General features: G+C 66.6%; 19 protein-coding genes. 14 read left to right on the top strand and 5 right to left on the bottom strand.

Annotated features, from left to right (window positions below):
• Positions 1-177 precede the first annotated feature (177 nt).
• Complete coding sequence (locus I8920_RS16005) at positions 178-1,113, top strand: PDDEXK nuclease domain-containing protein (RefSeq protein WP_442873588.1); 936 nt, start codon at positions 178-180, stop codon at positions 1,111-1,113.
• A 155-nt stretch (positions 1,114-1,268) separates the two neighbouring features.
• Here I8920_RS16005 and I8920_RS16000 read toward each other — a convergent pair whose 3' ends face one another.
• On the bottom strand, positions 1,269-1,997 hold the full coding sequence (locus I8920_RS16000) for an AfsR/SARP family transcriptional regulator (protein WP_198658827.1): 729 nt from the start codon (positions 1,995-1,997) through the stop codon (positions 1,269-1,271).
• A 350-nt stretch (positions 1,998-2,347) separates the two neighbouring features.
• Between I8920_RS16000 and I8920_RS15995 the strand changes: the two genes are divergently transcribed.
• The 6 genes from I8920_RS15995 (at position 2,348) to I8920_RS15970 (ending at position 7,135) form a co-directional block, all read left to right on the top strand.
• Positions 2,348-3,151 carry a hypothetical protein gene (locus I8920_RS15995; protein ID WP_198658826.1) on the top strand — a complete coding sequence of 268 codons (804 nt, stop codon included), beginning with the start codon at positions 2,348-2,350 and terminating at the stop codon, positions 3,149-3,151.
• A 47-nt stretch (positions 3,152-3,198) separates the two neighbouring features.
• The gene (locus I8920_RS15990; protein ID WP_198658825.1) at positions 3,199-3,885 is read left to right on the top strand and encodes a hypothetical protein; all 687 of its coding nucleotides are present in this window, start codon (positions 3,199-3,201) and stop codon (positions 3,883-3,885) included.
• Between the two features lie 51 nt (positions 3,886-3,936).
• Positions 3,937-4,416: a hypothetical protein gene (locus I8920_RS15985; protein WP_198658824.1), complete on the top strand. Its 480-nt coding sequence runs from the start codon at positions 3,937-3,939 to the stop codon at positions 4,414-4,416.
• Between the two features lie 553 nt (positions 4,417-4,969).
• A complete protein-coding gene (locus tag I8920_RS15980; protein WP_198658823.1) occupies positions 4,970-5,500 on the top strand; it encodes a hypothetical protein in 531 nt (176 codons plus the stop codon).
• A gap of 107 nt (positions 5,501-5,607) precedes the next feature.
• On the top strand, positions 5,608-5,907 hold the full coding sequence (locus tag I8920_RS15975; protein WP_198658822.1) for a hypothetical protein: 300 nt from the start codon (positions 5,608-5,610) through the stop codon (positions 5,905-5,907).
• Between the two features lie 655 nt (positions 5,908-6,562).
• Positions 6,563-7,135: a GntR family transcriptional regulator gene (locus I8920_RS15970; RefSeq protein WP_198658821.1), complete on the top strand. Its 573-nt coding sequence runs from the start codon at positions 6,563-6,565 to the stop codon at positions 7,133-7,135.
• 293 nt (positions 7,136-7,428) lie between these two features.
• Here I8920_RS15970 and I8920_RS15965 read toward each other — a convergent pair whose 3' ends face one another.
• Positions 7,429-7,938: a hypothetical protein gene (locus I8920_RS15965; RefSeq protein WP_198658820.1), complete on the bottom strand. Its 510-nt coding sequence runs from the start codon at positions 7,936-7,938 to the stop codon at positions 7,429-7,431.
• A 228-nt stretch (positions 7,939-8,166) separates the two neighbouring features.
• On the opposite strand from I8920_RS15965, the gene I8920_RS15960 reads away from it, so the two are divergent.
• Positions 8,167-9,480 (top strand): hypothetical protein, encoded by a 1,314-nt coding sequence (locus I8920_RS15960; protein ID WP_198658819.1) that lies wholly within the window; start codon positions 8,167-8,169, stop codon positions 9,478-9,480.
• A gap of 51 nt (positions 9,481-9,531) precedes the next feature.
• On the opposite strand, the gene I8920_RS15955 is transcribed toward I8920_RS15960, so the two are convergent.
• Positions 9,532-9,909 (bottom strand): hypothetical protein, encoded by a 378-nt coding sequence (locus I8920_RS15955; RefSeq protein WP_198658818.1) that lies wholly within the window; start codon positions 9,907-9,909, stop codon positions 9,532-9,534.
• 183 nt (positions 9,910-10,092) lie between these two features.
• Between I8920_RS15955 and I8920_RS15950 the strand changes: the two genes are divergently transcribed.
• Positions 10,093-10,278, top strand: coding sequence for a hypothetical protein (locus tag I8920_RS15950; RefSeq protein ID WP_198658817.1), 186 nt, complete (start codon positions 10,093-10,095; stop codon positions 10,276-10,278).
• A 9-nt stretch (positions 10,279-10,287) separates the two neighbouring features.
• On the opposite strand, the gene I8920_RS15945 is transcribed toward I8920_RS15950, so the two are convergent.
• The gene (locus I8920_RS15945) at positions 10,288-10,590 is read right to left on the bottom strand and encodes a hypothetical protein (protein WP_198658816.1); all 303 of its coding nucleotides are present in this window, start codon (positions 10,588-10,590) and stop codon (positions 10,288-10,290) included.
• A gap of 64 nt (positions 10,591-10,654) precedes the next feature.
• Here I8920_RS15945 and I8920_RS15940 point away from each other — a divergent pair, with 64 nt between their 5' ends.
• From I8920_RS15940 to I8920_RS15930, 3 genes are all read left to right on the top strand, one after another.
• Positions 10,655-10,939: a hypothetical protein gene (locus tag I8920_RS15940; RefSeq protein WP_198658815.1), complete on the top strand. Its 285-nt coding sequence runs from the start codon at positions 10,655-10,657 to the stop codon at positions 10,937-10,939.
• Between the two features lie 838 nt (positions 10,940-11,777).
• On the top strand, positions 11,778-12,170 hold the full coding sequence (locus I8920_RS15935; RefSeq protein WP_198658814.1) for a DUF3846 domain-containing protein: 393 nt from the start codon (positions 11,778-11,780) through the stop codon (positions 12,168-12,170).
• A 115-nt stretch (positions 12,171-12,285) separates the two neighbouring features.
• Positions 12,286-13,755, top strand: coding sequence for a ParB/RepB/Spo0J family partition protein (locus I8920_RS15930; protein WP_198658813.1), 1,470 nt, complete (start codon positions 12,286-12,288; stop codon positions 13,753-13,755).
• A gap of 225 nt (positions 13,756-13,980) precedes the next feature.
• Here the strand turns inward: I8920_RS15930 and I8920_RS15925 are convergent, their stop codons facing one another.
• On the bottom strand, positions 13,981-14,331 hold the full coding sequence (locus I8920_RS15925) for a hypothetical protein (RefSeq protein WP_198658812.1): 351 nt from the start codon (positions 14,329-14,331) through the stop codon (positions 13,981-13,983).
• A gap of 386 nt (positions 14,332-14,717) precedes the next feature.
• Between I8920_RS15925 and I8920_RS15920 the strand changes: the two genes are divergently transcribed.
• On the top strand, positions 14,718-14,918 hold the full coding sequence (locus I8920_RS15920; RefSeq protein ID WP_198658811.1) for a hypothetical protein: 201 nt from the start codon (positions 14,718-14,720) through the stop codon (positions 14,916-14,918).
• Between the two features lie 82 nt (positions 14,919-15,000).
• Entirely contained in the window at positions 15,001-15,555 is a 555-nt protein-coding gene (locus tag I8920_RS15915) for an LPD29 domain-containing protein (protein WP_198658810.1), read from the top strand.
• Positions 15,556-15,631 lie beyond the last annotated feature (76 nt).

The raw sequence follows: 15,631 nt of genomic DNA, 5'->3' as shown, positions 1-15,631 counted from the left end.
CACCCACCCTGGCATAGCTGATGCCGTAGAACGCTTTGTTCATTCTTCTGCAGATCGCTTCGTCGGGCAGACTGAGTGGTGATGTCTGATTCGTCGCCAGCCGTATCCGGGTACGCCGCCGCTCTTGCCGAGCTGAAGCAGCAAGTGCGTGCAGCCCGGTTCGCGGCGCAGCGCCGCGTGAACACGGAACTCATCCGTCTGTACTGGGGGATCGGTGCGACCATCCTGCAGCGCCAAGGCGATGAGGGGTGGGGGAGCAACGTGATCGGCCGGCTCGCGACGGATCTGCGGGCTGAGTTCCCAGAGATGAAGGGCTTCTCCCCGCGGAACCTCGCATACATGCGGGCGTTCGCGGCAGCCTGGCCGGATGAGCGGATTCTGCAACAGGCTGTTGCACAACTGCCGTGGGGTCACATCACCGTCCTCCTCGACCGGCTCGATGACCACGAGCTCCGGAACTGGTACGCCGGTCAGGCGGCCGAACACGGGTGGTCGCGGAACGTTCTCGAGCACCAGATCCGCTCCGCAGCACACACTCGGCTGCAGGCGGCGCCGACGAACTTCGCCGAGGTGCTCCCTCCGGGGGATTCGGATCTGGCGCAGCAGATCACAAAGGACCCGTACGTGCTGGACTTCCTCGCCCTCGACGGTGACGCGAAGGAACGCCACCTCGAGCAGGCGCTCGTCGACCGGATCATCGACACCCTCCGGGAGCTCGGAGAGGGCTTCGCGTTCGTCGGCCGGCAGGTGCACTTCGACGTCGACGGAGACGACTTCTACGTCGACCTGCTCTTCTTCCACGTCGAGCAGCTCCGGTACGTGGTGATCGAACTCAAGACCGGGAGGTTCAAGCCGGAGTACCTCGGTCAGCTCGGCTTCTACGTCGCACTCGTCGACGACAAGCTCCGCCGACCTCAGCACGCCGACACTGTTGGCCTGCTGCTGGTCGCGGACAAGAACGACGCCGTCGTCCGGTACTCCCTCGCCGGCCAGCAGACCCCGGTCGGTGTTGCCAGCTACGACCTGCTGCCACCCGGGGTCCGGGCAGCGCTGCCGTCGGAGAGGGACCTTGCTGCCGCCCTCGCGGCGGAAGTCGACCCGGAGCACCCGTAGCAGGAGCGCCGATGCGGACCCGGCTCTCGCGCGCGTTGTGATTCATACGCGGGTAACCGGAGCGGCTGGTGTCTACGCGGCTCGGCTTGGCAAGCTGCTGCCAGAACCGAGTATCTGATGGTGGCGGTCTTGAGTGCATCGGTTGCGCGGCCTGCTCATCCGGCGCTCGAATGCGGGATGGGTTGTCCTACGGGTTCCGGAGGGATGTTGCCGAAGGGGTAGAGCTGGCGGATGGCGGCGAGCATGTCGGGGCCTGGTTGGACTCCGAGTTCTTCCTCGAGGGCGCGGCGGAAGCGGTGGTAGCGGCGGAGCGCATTGGAAGGGTCACCGCGGCGCGCGTGGATCTCGATGATGAGACGGTTCGCGCTTTCTGACCAAGGCTGAGCCTGGACAGCGGACAGAGCATACGGAAGCGCTTCTGCGGTGCGTCCGGCGGCGATCAGACGTTCGGCTGCGACCTCGAGGGCTTGCGTTTGGAGGAGCTGCAGCCGTTCTCGAACATCAGTCAGCCATTCCTCGTCCCACCCGGGGAGCAGTTGCTTCCCGATGGAGGCGGGCGGGGTACTGACCGCGGAATTGGCGGTTCCGTAGATGGTCTCGTTGATCCAGAGCAGGGTGTCGTCGAGATCCAGGGTGACCGTGTCGGGGAGTGAGAGGACTTCTCCGCTGAGATGGAGGAACCGGTCGTCAGCTGTCGCCATTCGGGAGAGGGCTGCCCGCAGGTTGGCTGATGACCGGCTGGTGTCGGCATCTGGCCACAACAACGCTCCGGCGTGCGATCGGGAGAGTGGGCCGATGAGTGCGGCGGCGGCGAGGACGCGTTCGGCGCTGTGCGGCAGCGGCTGCAGGTGGCCGTCACGCCGCGCTTGGAACGGGCCAATCACCCGTATTTGTCGTTCCACCGGTCTCGCGGGGAGCTCCTTAGAGGCAGGCTGTCGCTGCTCTTTTGCGCTGTCCCCTTGGCGCCGCGGCTGCCCCATGTTGCTGAGGCTATCGAGGTTCGTGAGGTTTGGTCGGACTGCTCGTCACGATGCGGTCACGCTCAGAAGACATCACCGTCACGGGGTCGTCGCACACCACCTCCATGCATGCGTCATCACCGTGTGCCTTTTGTCATGCTGCGCGGCGTTTTGCCGTCGTTGGGCCGTGACTGAAGCGATGGGTTTGGTGCGGGTGTTGGGGTTTCCTGATGCCGTCTCCAACCGGAGGCGCTCACCCAACGATGGGAATATTGATGTCCGTCTCAATCGAGCAGGCTGTCGCAGCTGTCGCCGCCCTTCCCCGCCTCCAGCCCCCCGTCCGGCCTGGTGGCCTCGCCGCGTTGGACGACCCCGCCGCCCCTGCGCTCGCGCCGGCTCCGCAGCCCAGCGGCAGCGCTGCGACGGTCGGCAACTCGCTGGTGTCCTTCACCTCCGAGGTCTCCCCGACGCATGCCACGGAGCTGCAGTACGCGGTCGGCTTTGCCCAGTTGCACGCCGTGCAGACGGGCGGTTTCGACCCGCTCAAAGACCCGCTGGACTACTTCAAGTACGTCCAGAACATGCTGACCAACATCGGTTTCGTCGGCCAGGGATACGCCTTCTCCGATTTCTCCCTGGCGACCGCGACCGTGCAGCTGGATCAGGTTGTTCTCCAGGTCCTCGGGGGGCTTCTCACCGCGGACGCCCTGGCGGTCGCGACGTCCGCGGTCAAGGCGCTCGAAGACTCCGCAGACAGCGGGGGAGCGCCGTGGACCATTTTCTCCAGCCACTCGCAGAGCACCAACCAGGGCACCTTCTCGCTCGGGACCGCGAACGAAACAAACGGCCAGGTCGCGCTTAAGATCTCCGCCTTCCAGATGACAGGGGCGGAAGAGACCGACAAGTTCCTGTGGGCGAGCTACTCCTCCACCAGCCTCAGCATCCAGTACGCCGACACCACGCTTACTCTGAACGACAACCTCTGGAACAGCCCGGGCGTGGGCGACACCGTCACCAGCCAGATGCAGGCCCTCTCCGCCGGGTACATCGCCGGCCTGCCGCCTCTGAAGCCGGCATGAGCGGCGCCACCGGGACCCCGTCGGGAACCCCCCTCGAGGGGGTCCCGGTGGCGACCGGCTACCTGATCGACAACACCGTCTTCTACCTGGATCCGGACCAGCCGACGCAGACGCAGACGCCGGAGACCGTTTCTGGTGTCACCGACGCGATCATCGACTGCCTCCTGTATGCCGGCAACCCGGTCCCCACTCCCGCGACCCTCCCCACCTGGTTCCCCAACTACGTCAACGTGATGAACCAACTCGGCTGGACCGCCACCGCGACCACCACCGTCACAGCGCCCCTCCTGAGCGCTGCAGAGGCATCAGCGAAGGGCATGGGAGTGCCCTGGCAGAGCATCCGGAACCGATTCGAGTCGACCACGAGCTCGTCCGTGATCTCAGCCCTCGGCGGGCTGGTCAACAAGCTGGCCGCGTTGAGTGGGGCTGGCCTGCAGCACTGGGATGCGCACAGTCTCGCCGGCACTGGCGGGATCGCGGTCATCGCGGTCGCCGAGATAACCGGCCCGACCTGCCAGATCAGCCTCGTCGCCGCGTCCCTGACCTACCCACACAGTGCCCACCCCGCCCGCCTCTCGGGCTATCCCAGCCGTCCGGCAACGATCGAGGGCAGCAGCCTCACCATCGACAGCGTCACCGTGCAGATGAACCTCGACCAGCTGCTCCAGTTGACGGGAAAACTCGACGCACTCGTCGCCGCCGTTCGGCCGGCGGTCATCACCCTGACCACCTGAACGAACCACTTCGACAGACCACCACCGCCCCCTTGCACAGAAGGACACACCATGGGAATCGCAATCGACTTCCTCATCAAGCACGTTCGTCCCATCGACGACGGAACCGAGCTCCTCTGCGGCCCAGAAGTACGAGCCGGCCTACGGGCCTACGGTATGACGGCCGCGGAAGTGACCGCCCTCTTCACCGGCTGGCGGGCAACAGCGAAACTCTCCAGCACTGATCCCCACCAAGACATCGAATTCGCGCGGACCGCATGGACCGTCGCTGAAGCGCGATGGGGTGAGCTCTACCCGACCAACAAGTCCACCATCGTGTTCCTCAACGCTCCGCTGCTCAAGGAACTCTCCTACCAGTCGTCACAACACCCGGGGCAGAACTTCACGTTCGACCCACATGAGATGCTCCCGGTGGCCGTAACGATCACGAAGGCAAGTAGCACCTACCAGATCGTGAAGGGCGCTTCCGGGTTCCAGGCCGCTGCCGACGCTGCCGGCCTCTGCATCCACTTCGAACGCCTGCTCCCGTAGACCGTTCCCCTCCGGCGTTGTCACCGTCGGGTCATTTCCGGCCGCCCTGCTGTGTCTCACAGAGGGCCCCGTCACCGCACACATCACCGGGCGGGTCTATAGCGACACCGTGATATTTGGATACGGCGGGTGCAGGTGCTAACGGCGAGAGTGCGGTAGCCGATCGGCTATCGAGACGGCCGATGCTCAGGAGAAGGTAGGCCCGACTGCGGCGATCACCGTTGCGAAACCGATGCCGAGTCGTGACCACTTATGTTGTTGAGTGGATGCACAGGGTTGTGTCAATGTGTTCCGCAGTAGCACGGATGGGGGGGTACCAGATGGCCGAGGGCGATTCGACGAGGCGGACGCGTCCGCTCGTCATCATGGCGGCCATCGCGGTGGTGCTGGCTCTAATTCTGTTCGTCCCGTTGCCGCTTACCGCGACGAACTCGGGCGCTTGCGCCGAAGGCACATCAGAGTGTCGCGACGGGGGCACTGTGGACATGGCGGGTTCGACCACCCTGTACGAGCTACTGGTCAAATCCCTCTTTTGACAGTAGGAGAACCAGTAGTGAAGAAGATGCTCGCGGCCGCGGCCGCCGTAGGAAGCCTGGTGCTCATGGGGGCGATGACACCGATCGCTGCTTCCGCCGCCACCGAACCGTGTGACGCGCCGGCGGTCGTCTCACTCGACAACCTCGATGCAGTCTCTGGGGACTGCTCGTACCCGGACAGCAAGGTCCAGCTCGCCGACGGCAGGAAGTTCCCGATCCCGGATGTCGACAAGTCCGTCACTCTCTCGGCCGTGACCGCTGATGGATTCCCGGAGCAGCCGGAGGTGACTGTTGCACGGGCGGCCAACGGCGACCTCGCCGTTGAGGTCGGAGAGGACCTGTCAGGTACTCCGACGGCGACGACCTACCTTGAGAACGTAACGGGCCACGCCCCAACTGGCGCGCCGACGATGAGCATTGCCGCCGCCAGCACCAAGTGCTCGAACACCAACTACAAGACGTACGGCTTTAATTGGAATGATTCTTACGGTGGAAGTACAACTCGTCTGGTCAGCCCTCGGGTACCCCTCTTGAACTTGCCCGGTTGAGGATCGGCTATCGAGACACCGTCCCAATGAGCCGGCTATGGACGGGCTATGGATTTTGTGGTGGGCTGCCGGTGAGCACCCGTCCGGGTGCACCAAAGGGGAAAGCAATGATGCGAACTCTCAAGCGGTTCCTCGCAGCTGGGGCTGCGACCGCCTTCGTGGTGGCGGGCCTGACACTTGGTGGGGCTACTTCGGCCTCCGCTGCGGGCAGCTGTAGCTACTTCGGCAAGCAGGCCGGCGAGCTGGTGGGAACATGCACCGGCACCGTCGTCTTCCACTGGACGTGCAACACCGACGCGTTCAACACCTGGAACAAGAAGACGATGAAGTACGGGTCGACGGCCAGTACGAAGCGCATCGTGGGCTGCAACCTCGGAGGCGTCAACGACTACTACGTCTCCAGCTGAGACAAGAGCCGTGCGCTGGCTGCTGAGGGCACACCGCCGTGCCCTCAGCAGTCATGCTGCAGCCCGCGCGATCCTCGCGCGCAGCCGTGTGAGGAGACATCGCGAGAGCGAGCCAGTCGCAGGACGGTGTGGGAAGACGTCTGGGTAACGGTCGGCTGTCGAATCGGCCTCTCGACCTGCGTCGATCCGATCCGCAGCCTGGAACGGCGCCCCACGAGGACACATGCCGAGCGAGCAGCGCCCGACGGCAACGAGGGGACGTACCGGCTTCTCGCGTTGCACGAGGGTCATCGCATTCCCTTGAGCGAGGTGCGAGGGCTCCGAGTGAGCATGCTGTTGAGCTGAACGATGGCTGGTGTTCGTGGGGTGCCATCGTGTGTGAGTGCGGATGGCAAGAAGAGAGTCACGGCGGTCATGGGTGACCGGCCTTCCGTGAGGCTTTGTACGCCTCATCGCTGCCGGACCGTCTCGCTGTGTCAGCGCTCCGCATACCGCGGAGACCATCATGACGACGAGACCGCAAATGCGGTCCGATCCCTCCACCCTACGACGGTGAGTATGGCTGATCAGGAACAGTCCCCAGAACGCGTCTCAGCCGGCCATTGGCCCGTGGCTTGCGCAAACTAAGGACTGATATCCGGGATACAGTGCTGGCATGCCTGTTCCGAAGTCTCCGGCCAGCCAAGGTCCTCGCCGTCTCCTCCGTGACGTCGTCTACGAGCAGATGCTTGAGGCGATCGAGAACGGCACGCTCGAGGCGGGGGAGCGGCTGAGCGATGAGGAGCTCACGAGTTGGCTCGGTGTCTCGCGTACTCCGGTGCGGGAAGCGATCGCCCGGCTCGAGTCCGAGGGTCTCGTGGAGATGGCCGCGAACCGGTACACCCGGGTTGCCAGCCTCTCGGGCCCCGCGCACGACCAGGCCGCCATGCTCCTCGCTGCGCTGCACGCGTGGGCGATCGAGCACGCTGGCGAAGCGACCGCTGATGCGCGGAAGACCGCGGCCGCTGCCGCGAGCAAGCTCACCGCCGGCGTCGACGCGCACGACGTCGACGCGTACCGGGGCCTGCAGGACACTGTCGCGGCGCTCATCGCTGGGTTCGACAACCCGCTCTACACGGCGACAGAAGCCGCGGTGCGTGGTCGGGTGAAGTTCCACGCCCCTGCTGCTGACGCGACCATCGACTGGGACGCGGCAGCTACAACGGCTGGCGCCCTCGCGAAGATCTAACCGCCGGCGCCCGGCATCGGGCGCGCGCATCCCGGACTCTCGCTGATGCTGTCGCGTCCCCCGGGTTACGGTCACGCGCAGGGGTCTCACCAGCTCCTGCGCGGGCCGGAGTTGAGACGAAGCTCCTCCGGCCTGTCCACACAGCCCAGTGGGCTCGTGAAGGCGGTGCGGCAAGCGATCGGTTACCGGGCTGGTTGTGCCGCGTTGGGGGAGAAGGTTTGCGGTCTATCCGCTTTGCTTCGCCGGGCATGGTGAGGCCCCCGTCGGCTTGCCGACGGGGGCCTCACGGTTGGTCAGAAGATCTGACCGAGGTTGACCTGGACGGTCTCGTCGAGCCCTGCGACGGAGCCGGGTCCCTGCTTCGGGGTGTACAGCTGCTTGCCGTTGTACTTCCATCCGCCACGGGCGGTGTACTTGCCCATGTGGAACTTGTTCGAGTGCGTGCCACCGTTCGGGAACTTGTACGTGCCCGCGCTGCCGTAGAAGCAGTTGTTGGTGTACGGGGTGGCCGCTGCCGCCCAGTAGGCGTCGCCTGACTTGCAGACGTTGCGCTCAGAGATCTTGGTCTGCATGCCGCCATTGCCGACGGGCGCGACCGAGATGACTTCACCCGTCTTCGCGCTCACTGTGGTCTGCACCGGGTTGGTGGCGACGTAGTCCAGCAGGGCTTCCTCGCTCTGCAGCTTCGGCAGCCCCTGCACCTTGATCCCATCAAGGCTGTACGGGGTGGCGCTCCCGGTCGGAGCGGCGTTCGCGGCAGTAGCCCCGCCGATCCCCAGGCCAGCGGCGAGGACGACGCCCATCGATGCAGCGAGTACGCGTGCGCTTCTGGTTCGCATAAGTTCTTCCCTCCAAGAGGGGATGGTTCCCCCCTGGAATCACTTTAGGGTGAGCGACCGTCATCCGGGGTCGACACGTCGGAGGACCGCCCGACCGTGATCGGTAGCCGATCGGCTATCGAGACAAGCACTGTGCCACTTTGGGTCGTCGAATCGCGGTGGGAGCAGAGCACCGACGTTTAAGGTGACGGTATGTCGCTCTTCAGTATCTGGCCGGCGTTCGGCTTCTCGGCGAACCCCTATAGCCAGGACACGCTCGGTGCCGACGAGACGGGCGACCAGTTGCTCGTCGGGCGGGACGGCGAGTCCTACGAGCTGCAGCGCCTGATCGGCACAGAGGGCTCGTTCCCCACACTCGAGGGTCCCATCGGTGTTGGCAAGAGCAGTCTGCTCGAGGTGACGGCATACCGCATGCGAAAGGCTTGCCTCGCTGCGAAGCAGGGGGAGCTCTACATCCCGGCAGTTGCTCGGTTTCAGCCCGCGTCTGACCTTGACGCTCTGGAAGCGGAGATCTACCGGGTGATCGCTCAGACACTGATCCGATACGCCTCCGATTTCGAGGACGCTGGCCTGTTTCGCCCCAACGTCACAGAGCTGAACAAGTGGCTAAATGCCTCCAAGTACAGCAGCTGGCAAGGGGGCGGAGGAGCATTTGGGTTCGAGGCCTCTTCGGGGGGAGGGGAGGAAGGGAACACCGGCGAGGGGTACACCAAGTCGGGTTTCCCAACAGCGATCCGCAACCTGCTCACCAGCGCCTTTGGCGAGCAGCGCGGTGGCATCGTGTGCATCCTTGACAACCTCGAGCTCGTCGAAACCGTCGGCGCCGCCCGCACGACGCTCGACCGCCTACGAGACCGAGTGTTTAACCTCCCGAACGTGCGATGGGTGCTGACCGGCTCACGAGGCATCGTCTCGCGAGCTCGGACGGAGCGACTCAGCGGCATCTTCCAAGCACCGATGCGACTGAAGCCGCTCGAGGATGCATCAACCGTTGAGGCCATCCAGCGGCGGATCACAGTTTTCGGTAGCGACGCGTCCCACCCGCCTGTCACGCCGAATGGCTTCACGTTCCTTTACGCGGCGTTGAACTCGAACCTCCGAGAGGCTCTGTCGACCTCGCAGGAGTTCGCGCAGTGGGTTCACCAGGAGTACGTCGTGAAGGGCGCGGCGATCCCAGACTCCTCCGAGCTTGACCAGCTCCTCGAAGTGTGGCTCTTCGAGCGAGCAAACAGTGCCTACGAAGACGCCAGCCGTGTGCAGCCCCGCAACTGGCGGTTCTTCTCGGACCTCTGCGACGCAGGTGGCCGCGCGAATGCCTCTGACTGGCTTTCCTTCGACTTCACGACGCAGCAGCAGTACGGATCCGCCGTGACTCAACTTGCGGACGCAAACCTGGTCGTTCGTGAAACTGACCCGGAAGACGCCACGCGCAAGGTCTACGTCGTGACCGCTCTCGGACGCCTCGTGTACTTCTTCCGCTCACGCTTCCAGCAGGTCCCTAGCTGAACGTCCGTCGACGAATTGGCTACCGAGACGCTGTGCGGGAACGGCTCAACGTCAGATCCAGGCTCCATAGAGGTGCGGCACCTGTCCTCGGACGAACCGATCGACGTCGGCGAGGACGATCTCGGGGTAACGCTTCGAATCGATTGCCATAGCCAAGTGGCCGACGACGTCATTCCAAGCAGGCGGGCGGAGCTGCAACCGGTCACACTCTGCGCGCACGCCGGCCATGTAGGACACCCCGGAGAATAGGGTGAGGTCAGGGTCGATGGGCCATGTGTAGGCGAGGATCCTGCCCCATCGGTGGCCGGGGTCGAACGGCTCGTCATCGTCTGGGTTGAAGAGTCGTGCTGCGCGGATGCCTTCGTACTCACTGGCGGTCTCGACGAGGATCCGCAGTCCATCGCGGGGCGCTGCGTAGTCGGTGTCCATGCGGCCACCGTAGTTCGGGGGACCGGCAGAGGGCACGCGGGTACGCGCTACGCGCGGCGCCCTGTCTCCGCTGCGCTGCGCAGGCCATCGGACGGGTCATGGTCAGGTGGTCGACGTCGACTGGTTTGCTCGAGGTGGCCGGCTGGTGAAGAGGGCAGCTGAGGCACGGGTACGCTCCGCGGCGTGACAGATGAGCTCGAGGCGTTGCAGTGGCTCACCGTCGACGAGCTCGCGGCTGCACGCCGGCGTGCGATCAAGCAGCTGAACCTCCTCAACAGTTCCGCGGCCGACTTTGGGGAGTCCGAGGCTGCGCTGCAGCGCACCCTCGCGCTGATCGGACTGGTGCAGGATGAGCGTCGCCGGCAGTGACCGCCGGCGTCAGGCGTCGACGGTGATGCCGAGGCTGATCCACCCGTCGGGGACCGACTGCAGGTACGCCGCCAGGGCGGCGTCGTAGTTCGGCCCGGATGCTTCGTGCGGTCGGATCTCGGTCGACCGGGCAACGGCGCGGACGGTGATGTTCCCGGCCGCGGTCGAGCTCAGCGTGTTCGTCTGCACGACGTCGTACCCGCTGAGCTCTAGGCCGTCGACGGCGCGGGCCCGGGCGGTGCTCTGGTCGTCTGCGTGCCCGTCAGCGGTGATGGTGTTCGTGGAGCTGATGGTGCCGCGGACGGTGGTCATGGATCCATCCTCGCAGCGCGATCCGACACCTGCGGTGTCGGCGGCCGCGGTCATCATCGGTGGCATGCCCGAACACCGGTGGGCGCCACCGAGCCACCCCGATCCGCCCGAGGACCAGCCGCTCGGCATCGCCGCCCCGCCGGCGCCGGATCGAGTGTCCGGCTACCCGGCGGTGTGGGTGCGGGTCGAGTTCACCCGGTCTGGCCTACAGACGTGCCCCGGCTTCGTTGAGCAGGCGGACGGCGACGTCGTCTACGTGCAGCTCGTGCACATGGGCTTCGTGCACCACGTGTGGCTGCCCATCGACCGGATCAAGAAGCGTGCTCTGAAACCGCAGGGGTGCCCCTGATGGCCCAACGTCGGCGTGGCCGCTGGGTGCCCGAGGAAGCCGTGTCGCTGCCCGCAGACGCCCGTGGCGGCCCCGTGGGCGACGTCAGGCCGCCGGCGCCCGTGCACGCGTGGATCCGCACCTACCGCGGTGTCGATCGCCGCGTGGAAGCGAAGGCAATCGCCGCGACCAGTGAGGCCGTCCTGGTCGAGTGGGGGAGTGGCCAGGCCGCGACCGCGGCATGGGTGTGGCGGGCCGCTGTGAAGCACCGCACGGAGATCTCAGCGACGTCATAGCCGGCCGAGTTGTTGGTGTCGGCGGTCACGCGTACCGTGAAGGTCTGCGCCCGGACCATTCCCCCCAGTGGCTTCGGGCGCCCGCAGCTCGAGCAGCCCCCCCAATTCGCTCGAGCTGCAGCCGGCCCCGGTCTGTTCCCCCCAACAGGCCGGGGCCGCTTCACGTTGCCGGCCTCTGCGCGCCGGCGAGTTCCTCGAGCACGCAGGATCTCAGCGGACCGCCGGCGGCGGCCTGTTCTGGTCTGAGCGGGCCGCCTTCGGCGGGCTGATCTTGTCTGAAGGGAGCCGGCAAGCCGGCCAGTGCTAGTCGAACCCAAGGGGGTTCGTTGTTTGCCCGGGAAGCCTTCGGCGATTGTACGGACGAGGTTCCGGGCCGCAAGCCGTCGCCACCGCCGCACGCGAGAACTTTCGACCGGCGCCGTCGTGCTCATCTCCTTCGTCAATGGACGGCGCCGGTCGAAACTTCTCGGAGCGTCGCCGCTTTGGGCTTGCACCCCGGCTCCTCGTCCTATCGGCACTACGTGCCTTCCCGGGCAAACAACGAAAGGGAGAGGAAGAAGGAAATGAAGTTGATGGGTATTCGAGCGACCGCAGATGGTGCGGTTGAAGGCGTCGTCGTGAACGCGGCGCAGTCCACTCTGCAGGGCACGCGGGAGCAGATCGGGTGCCGCCTGGTGGACGTGGTCCGCCTCGACGGCCGGATCGATGCGTGGATCGATGACGAGGGCAAGTACGCGGGAGAGCGCAACGACCTCGCCACCGTGGCGGCGGTTGCTCTCGGGCGTTCCCGGGCGGCGGCTCCGCTGTACGGGACGGTCCTGTTCCTGACCTACGACGAAGCCGGGGCTACCCGGTCGCTGTCGCCGGATCAGTACACCGCCGTCATGCGCGCCTTCCAGAAGGCGCGCGCGGCGCTCACCCGGGCGGAAGCGCTGACCGCAGTGTTCCGCCAGTAGTACCACCCAGCAGTCCCACCCACACAAAACAGACCGGGTGCGGAATTCCTGACAACTCGTAATTGCCAGGACCCGCACCCGGTCACTACCGGAAAGCGTAGCAAACGAAATGACTATGACCGAGAACATCACCGTCACCCACTTGACCGACCAGCCCCAGCCTGACGCACCGACCATCGAGGCTGCACCGGCCGCGGCCGGGGTGGCCCTGGTGGAGGTTCCCGTGGCCGACGTGGTGATCGAGGACAACGTCCGCACCGCGGCCGACCTCGACCCCGCGTTCCTGGCCTCCGTGAAGCGTCACGGGGTGCTGCTGCCGACCATCGGCTACCGGAACACCGACGGGGCCGTGGTGGTCCGTGACGGCCAGATGCGCGTCCTCGCCGCCCGCGAGGCCGGGACCACCGTCCCGGTGTTCGTCACGGCCCGAGGGGACAGCAAGGCCGCGCGGATCGCGGAGCAGTTGGTCGCCAACGAGCGCCGCACCGCCCTGACGGACGGCGACCGCCTGGCGGCGTACCGCCAGTTGGAAATCGAGGGCCTGTCGGTCACCGCGATCGCCCGCGAGACAGGCACGAAGCGTGACGCCGTGAAGCAGACCCTGACCGTCGCGAAGTCGGACGTGGCGGCCACGGCCGTCGCGTCCGGGCAGGCGACGTTCACCCAGGCGCTGCTGCTGGCCGAGTTCGACGGCGACGACGAAGCGGTCACCGAACTGACGGAGTGGATTGCAGAAGGCTACGACGATGACGAACTGGCCCACGTTGCTGCGCGCCTCCGCCGTGACCGGGAGCGTGCCGCCGCGGTGGACGCGCTCACCGCGGAACTGACCGCAGCGGGCAAGCGGGTTGTGACCGATGACGACGACTACGCGCCGCTGTCCCGGTTCACCAACGCCAGTGACGACGTGATCGCCTACGACGACCGAACCCCGATCACCGAGGACGAGCACGCCGAGTGCCCCGGCGCGGCGTACGAGGTGCGACAGTACGGCGAGGTCGTCGCCGTTCCCGTGTGCGCGACACCGAACGCCCACACGCTCCGCGTCGGGCGCATCGGCGTCCCGACGTCGGCCCCGGCTGAGCCGACGTCCGACGCGGACGCCGAAGCCGAGGCCGAGGAACGCAAGGCCGCACGTCGGCTCCTGGTTGCCAACAACAAGGCTTGGGACGCGGCCGACGACGTGCGCCGCGAGTGGATCGCGGGCCTGTTGCAGCGGAAGAACGCGCCGAAGGACGCCGCCCGGTTCCTGGCTGTCGCGCTCACGCGCCACGCCAACACCCGGTACGCCTCCGGCGTGGTGAGCGCCCGCGGTCTGCTCGGCATCGAGTCGAGCGGGTGGGACGGCGACACGCTCTCCCAGTGGGTCGAGCAGCACCCCACGAAGGGACTGCACATGGCCCTCGCGGTGGTGTTCGCCGGGTTCGAGAACACGGCGAACCGTGAGTGGTGGCGCACCCCGGATGCCGACTCCCGCGGCTACCTGGGCCAGTTGGCCGCGTGGGGCTACCCGCTCAGCCAGGTCGAGAAGATCGCCGCAGGCATCCAGCCCGAGCCGACCGACCAGGATGCGGCTGCCGAGTAGGTGAACCGGCGTGGGGGCCGCAACCAGCGGCCCCCACGCCCACCCGGCACCGGTTCGTGTCCCACCACGGCCCGAACATGTCCCATCGGACCGTCCTGGAGTCCGTGGGCCGTGCGACGGCTGCGCCGCCGCGGCAAGGGGCTCCGCCCCCTCCCCGACCCCGGCGCTGCTCGACGGAGCTCGCAGCGCGGCGGCGCCGCAGAGCGGCGCCGCGATCAAGAGCGCTCAGGGGGAGACGAGATCCCCCGTGGTTGACGTCATCGCACGCGGGCGGGTGATCCAGGCGAGCTGATGCTCGTCGCAGAACCGGCCCGGCAGCTCGTCGCCCGTGTCGAGGTCGACCGGTTCCCATGCTTCCGGTTCCGCCGGATCGGTGCACCCGTCGACGTCGCAGGCCACCAGGTCCGCGGGCTGCACCCAGAACGAGTGCAGCACCTCGATCGTCCGAACAACGCCGGCGTCGACGTCGGCGGGCTCGGAGGCCGGGGGAGTGGTGTCGTTCTGCTCGAGCAGGACGTCGATCGGGTTGCCCTGGTTCCTGGGCCGGCCCTTCCGGGCGCCGCGGCGAGATCTCATGCCCCGGATGCTGCCAGCAGCATCCGGCCACGCCCTACCGGACCCGCCGGAGCCAGGTGCGTCCAGAGCTTCCGGCCGGAGGCCGGGAGTCGCTTCACTCCGGGTGGAACCGGCTCCGCCGGCGCTGTGGGGCCTTCGGCCCTGTTTTTTCGCCGTGATGCCTGCGGCATTCTCGGTCGCTAAAGCTCCCTCGTAGCAACCTCCAGACGTCCCGCAAGCCGCTGCGCGGCCGGCTCCTCCGAGATTCTCGGCACGCGGTCGCTGCGCTCCCTTATTTCGCGCCGAGATTCTCTCCCCCTCCGCCCTTCGGGTTGCACGACGCCCTCCGGTCGCTTGGCGGTGAAACCGCCATCACGGCAAAAAAACGAGAGGGAGAGGAAGAACAAATGCAGCACATCGACACGCTCACCACGTTCGTCCCGGTCGTCGGGGAGGACGAGAAGCAGCGGCAGTTGCGGAAGCTCGGCGAGCGGGAAGACGACATAAAGGGCCGCACGCGGATGGGTTACGTGCTCATCAGCTCGGCAACGATCCCGGGGCTGCAGTTCACGACCTTCGTCGACACCTTCGTCCGCACCGACGAGTGACCAGACGCGGGAGGGGACGAACCGTAATCGCCCCCTCCCGCTTTACCCATCATCACCGATCGCACCCACCGAAGGGCACCCCATGACCAGCACCATCATCTCGACCAAGGACGTCGCCGCGCTGCTCCGCAAGGAGCTCCGCAGCCGGTTCCCGGGCGTGAAGTTCTCCGTCCGCTGCGCGACCGGCACGGCGTCCGCGTGGATCAACGTCTCCTACGACGACGGCCCCACCCATCAGCAGGTGCAGGCCATCACGGGCCGGTTCGAGGGCCGTTCGTTCAACGGCCAGACCGACAGCTACGACGACAACGGCTCGACCCTGGTTGCGGGATCCGCCGACGAGCTGCCGACCGAGGTCCGCTACTCCTGTGACGGCATCATCATCACCCGCAACTACACCGCCACGGGCCACCTGGCTGCACAGCGCGTGATCCGCGAGGACAGCAACATGCGGCACCTGGTCCTCTGCGACGAGCACGGCGCCCTCAACGATCGCCACCGTGACCTCACCGACGGTCAGGCGGCGGAGTTCAACGCCGGCGGCCGCGCCTGGCCGTACCCGAACCTGTCGGCCTGGGAAACGGTCCGGTTCGTTCTCGAACGCGTCGATCTCACCCCCACCCCGGCCCGCCAGTAGCCGGACGGGCCGCGCCGCCGATAGCGACGGCGACGCGGCCCCCTTACCCACAGGGTGCAACCGCCGACCAAGCGGG

The sequence above is a fragment of the Curtobacterium sp. YC1 genome, from assembly GCF_016267665.1.
Taxonomy (GTDB): Bacteria; Actinomycetota; Actinomycetes; order Actinomycetales; family Microbacteriaceae; genus Curtobacterium.
Note: the sequence above shows the minus strand (reverse complement) of the source record. Positions and strands in the feature narration are given on the sequence as shown.

Excerpts from the sequence above, each read along its gene's own strand:
- I8920_RS15955 (WP_198658818.1), bottom strand. The coding sequence starts at position 9,909 with ATGGACACCGACTACGCAGCGCCCCGCGATGGACTGCGGATCCTCGTC.
- I8920_RS15995 (WP_198658826.1), top strand. The coding sequence starts at position 2,348 with ATGTCCGTCTCAATCGAGCAGGCTGTCGCAGCTGTCGCCGCCCTTCCC.
- I8920_RS15985 (WP_198658824.1), top strand. The coding sequence starts at position 3,937 with ATGGGAATCGCAATCGACTTCCTCATCAAGCACGTTCGTCCCATCGAC.
- I8920_RS15965 (WP_198658820.1), bottom strand. The coding sequence starts at position 7,938 with ATGGGCGTCGTCCTCGCCGCTGGCCTGGGGATCGGCGGGGCTACTGCC.
- I8920_RS15915 (WP_198658810.1), top strand. The coding sequence starts at position 15,001 with ATGACCAGCACCATCATCTCGACCAAGGACGTCGCCGCGCTGCTCCGC.
- I8920_RS15975 (WP_198658822.1), top strand. The coding sequence starts at position 5,608 with ATGATGCGAACTCTCAAGCGGTTCCTCGCAGCTGGGGCTGCGACCGCC.
- I8920_RS15970 (WP_198658821.1), top strand. The coding sequence starts at position 6,563 with ATGCCTGTTCCGAAGTCTCCGGCCAGCCAAGGTCCTCGCCGTCTCCTC.
- I8920_RS15920 (WP_198658811.1), top strand. The coding sequence starts at position 14,718 with ATGCAGCACATCGACACGCTCACCACGTTCGTCCCGGTCGTCGGGGAG.
- I8920_RS15935 (WP_198658814.1), top strand. The coding sequence starts at position 11,778 with ATGAAGTTGATGGGTATTCGAGCGACCGCAGATGGTGCGGTTGAAGGC.
- I8920_RS15940 (WP_198658815.1), top strand. The coding sequence starts at position 10,655 with ATGCCCGAACACCGGTGGGCGCCACCGAGCCACCCCGATCCGCCCGAG.
- I8920_RS15930 (WP_198658813.1), top strand. The coding sequence starts at position 12,286 with ATGACCGAGAACATCACCGTCACCCACTTGACCGACCAGCCCCAGCCT.
- I8920_RS15925 (WP_198658812.1), bottom strand. The coding sequence starts at position 14,331 with ATGAGATCTCGCCGCGGCGCCCGGAAGGGCCGGCCCAGGAACCAGGGC.
- I8920_RS15960 (WP_198658819.1), top strand. The coding sequence starts at position 8,167 with ATGTCGCTCTTCAGTATCTGGCCGGCGTTCGGCTTCTCGGCGAACCCC.
- I8920_RS15945 (WP_198658816.1), bottom strand. The coding sequence starts at position 10,590 with ATGACCACCGTCCGCGGCACCATCAGCTCCACGAACACCATCACCGCT.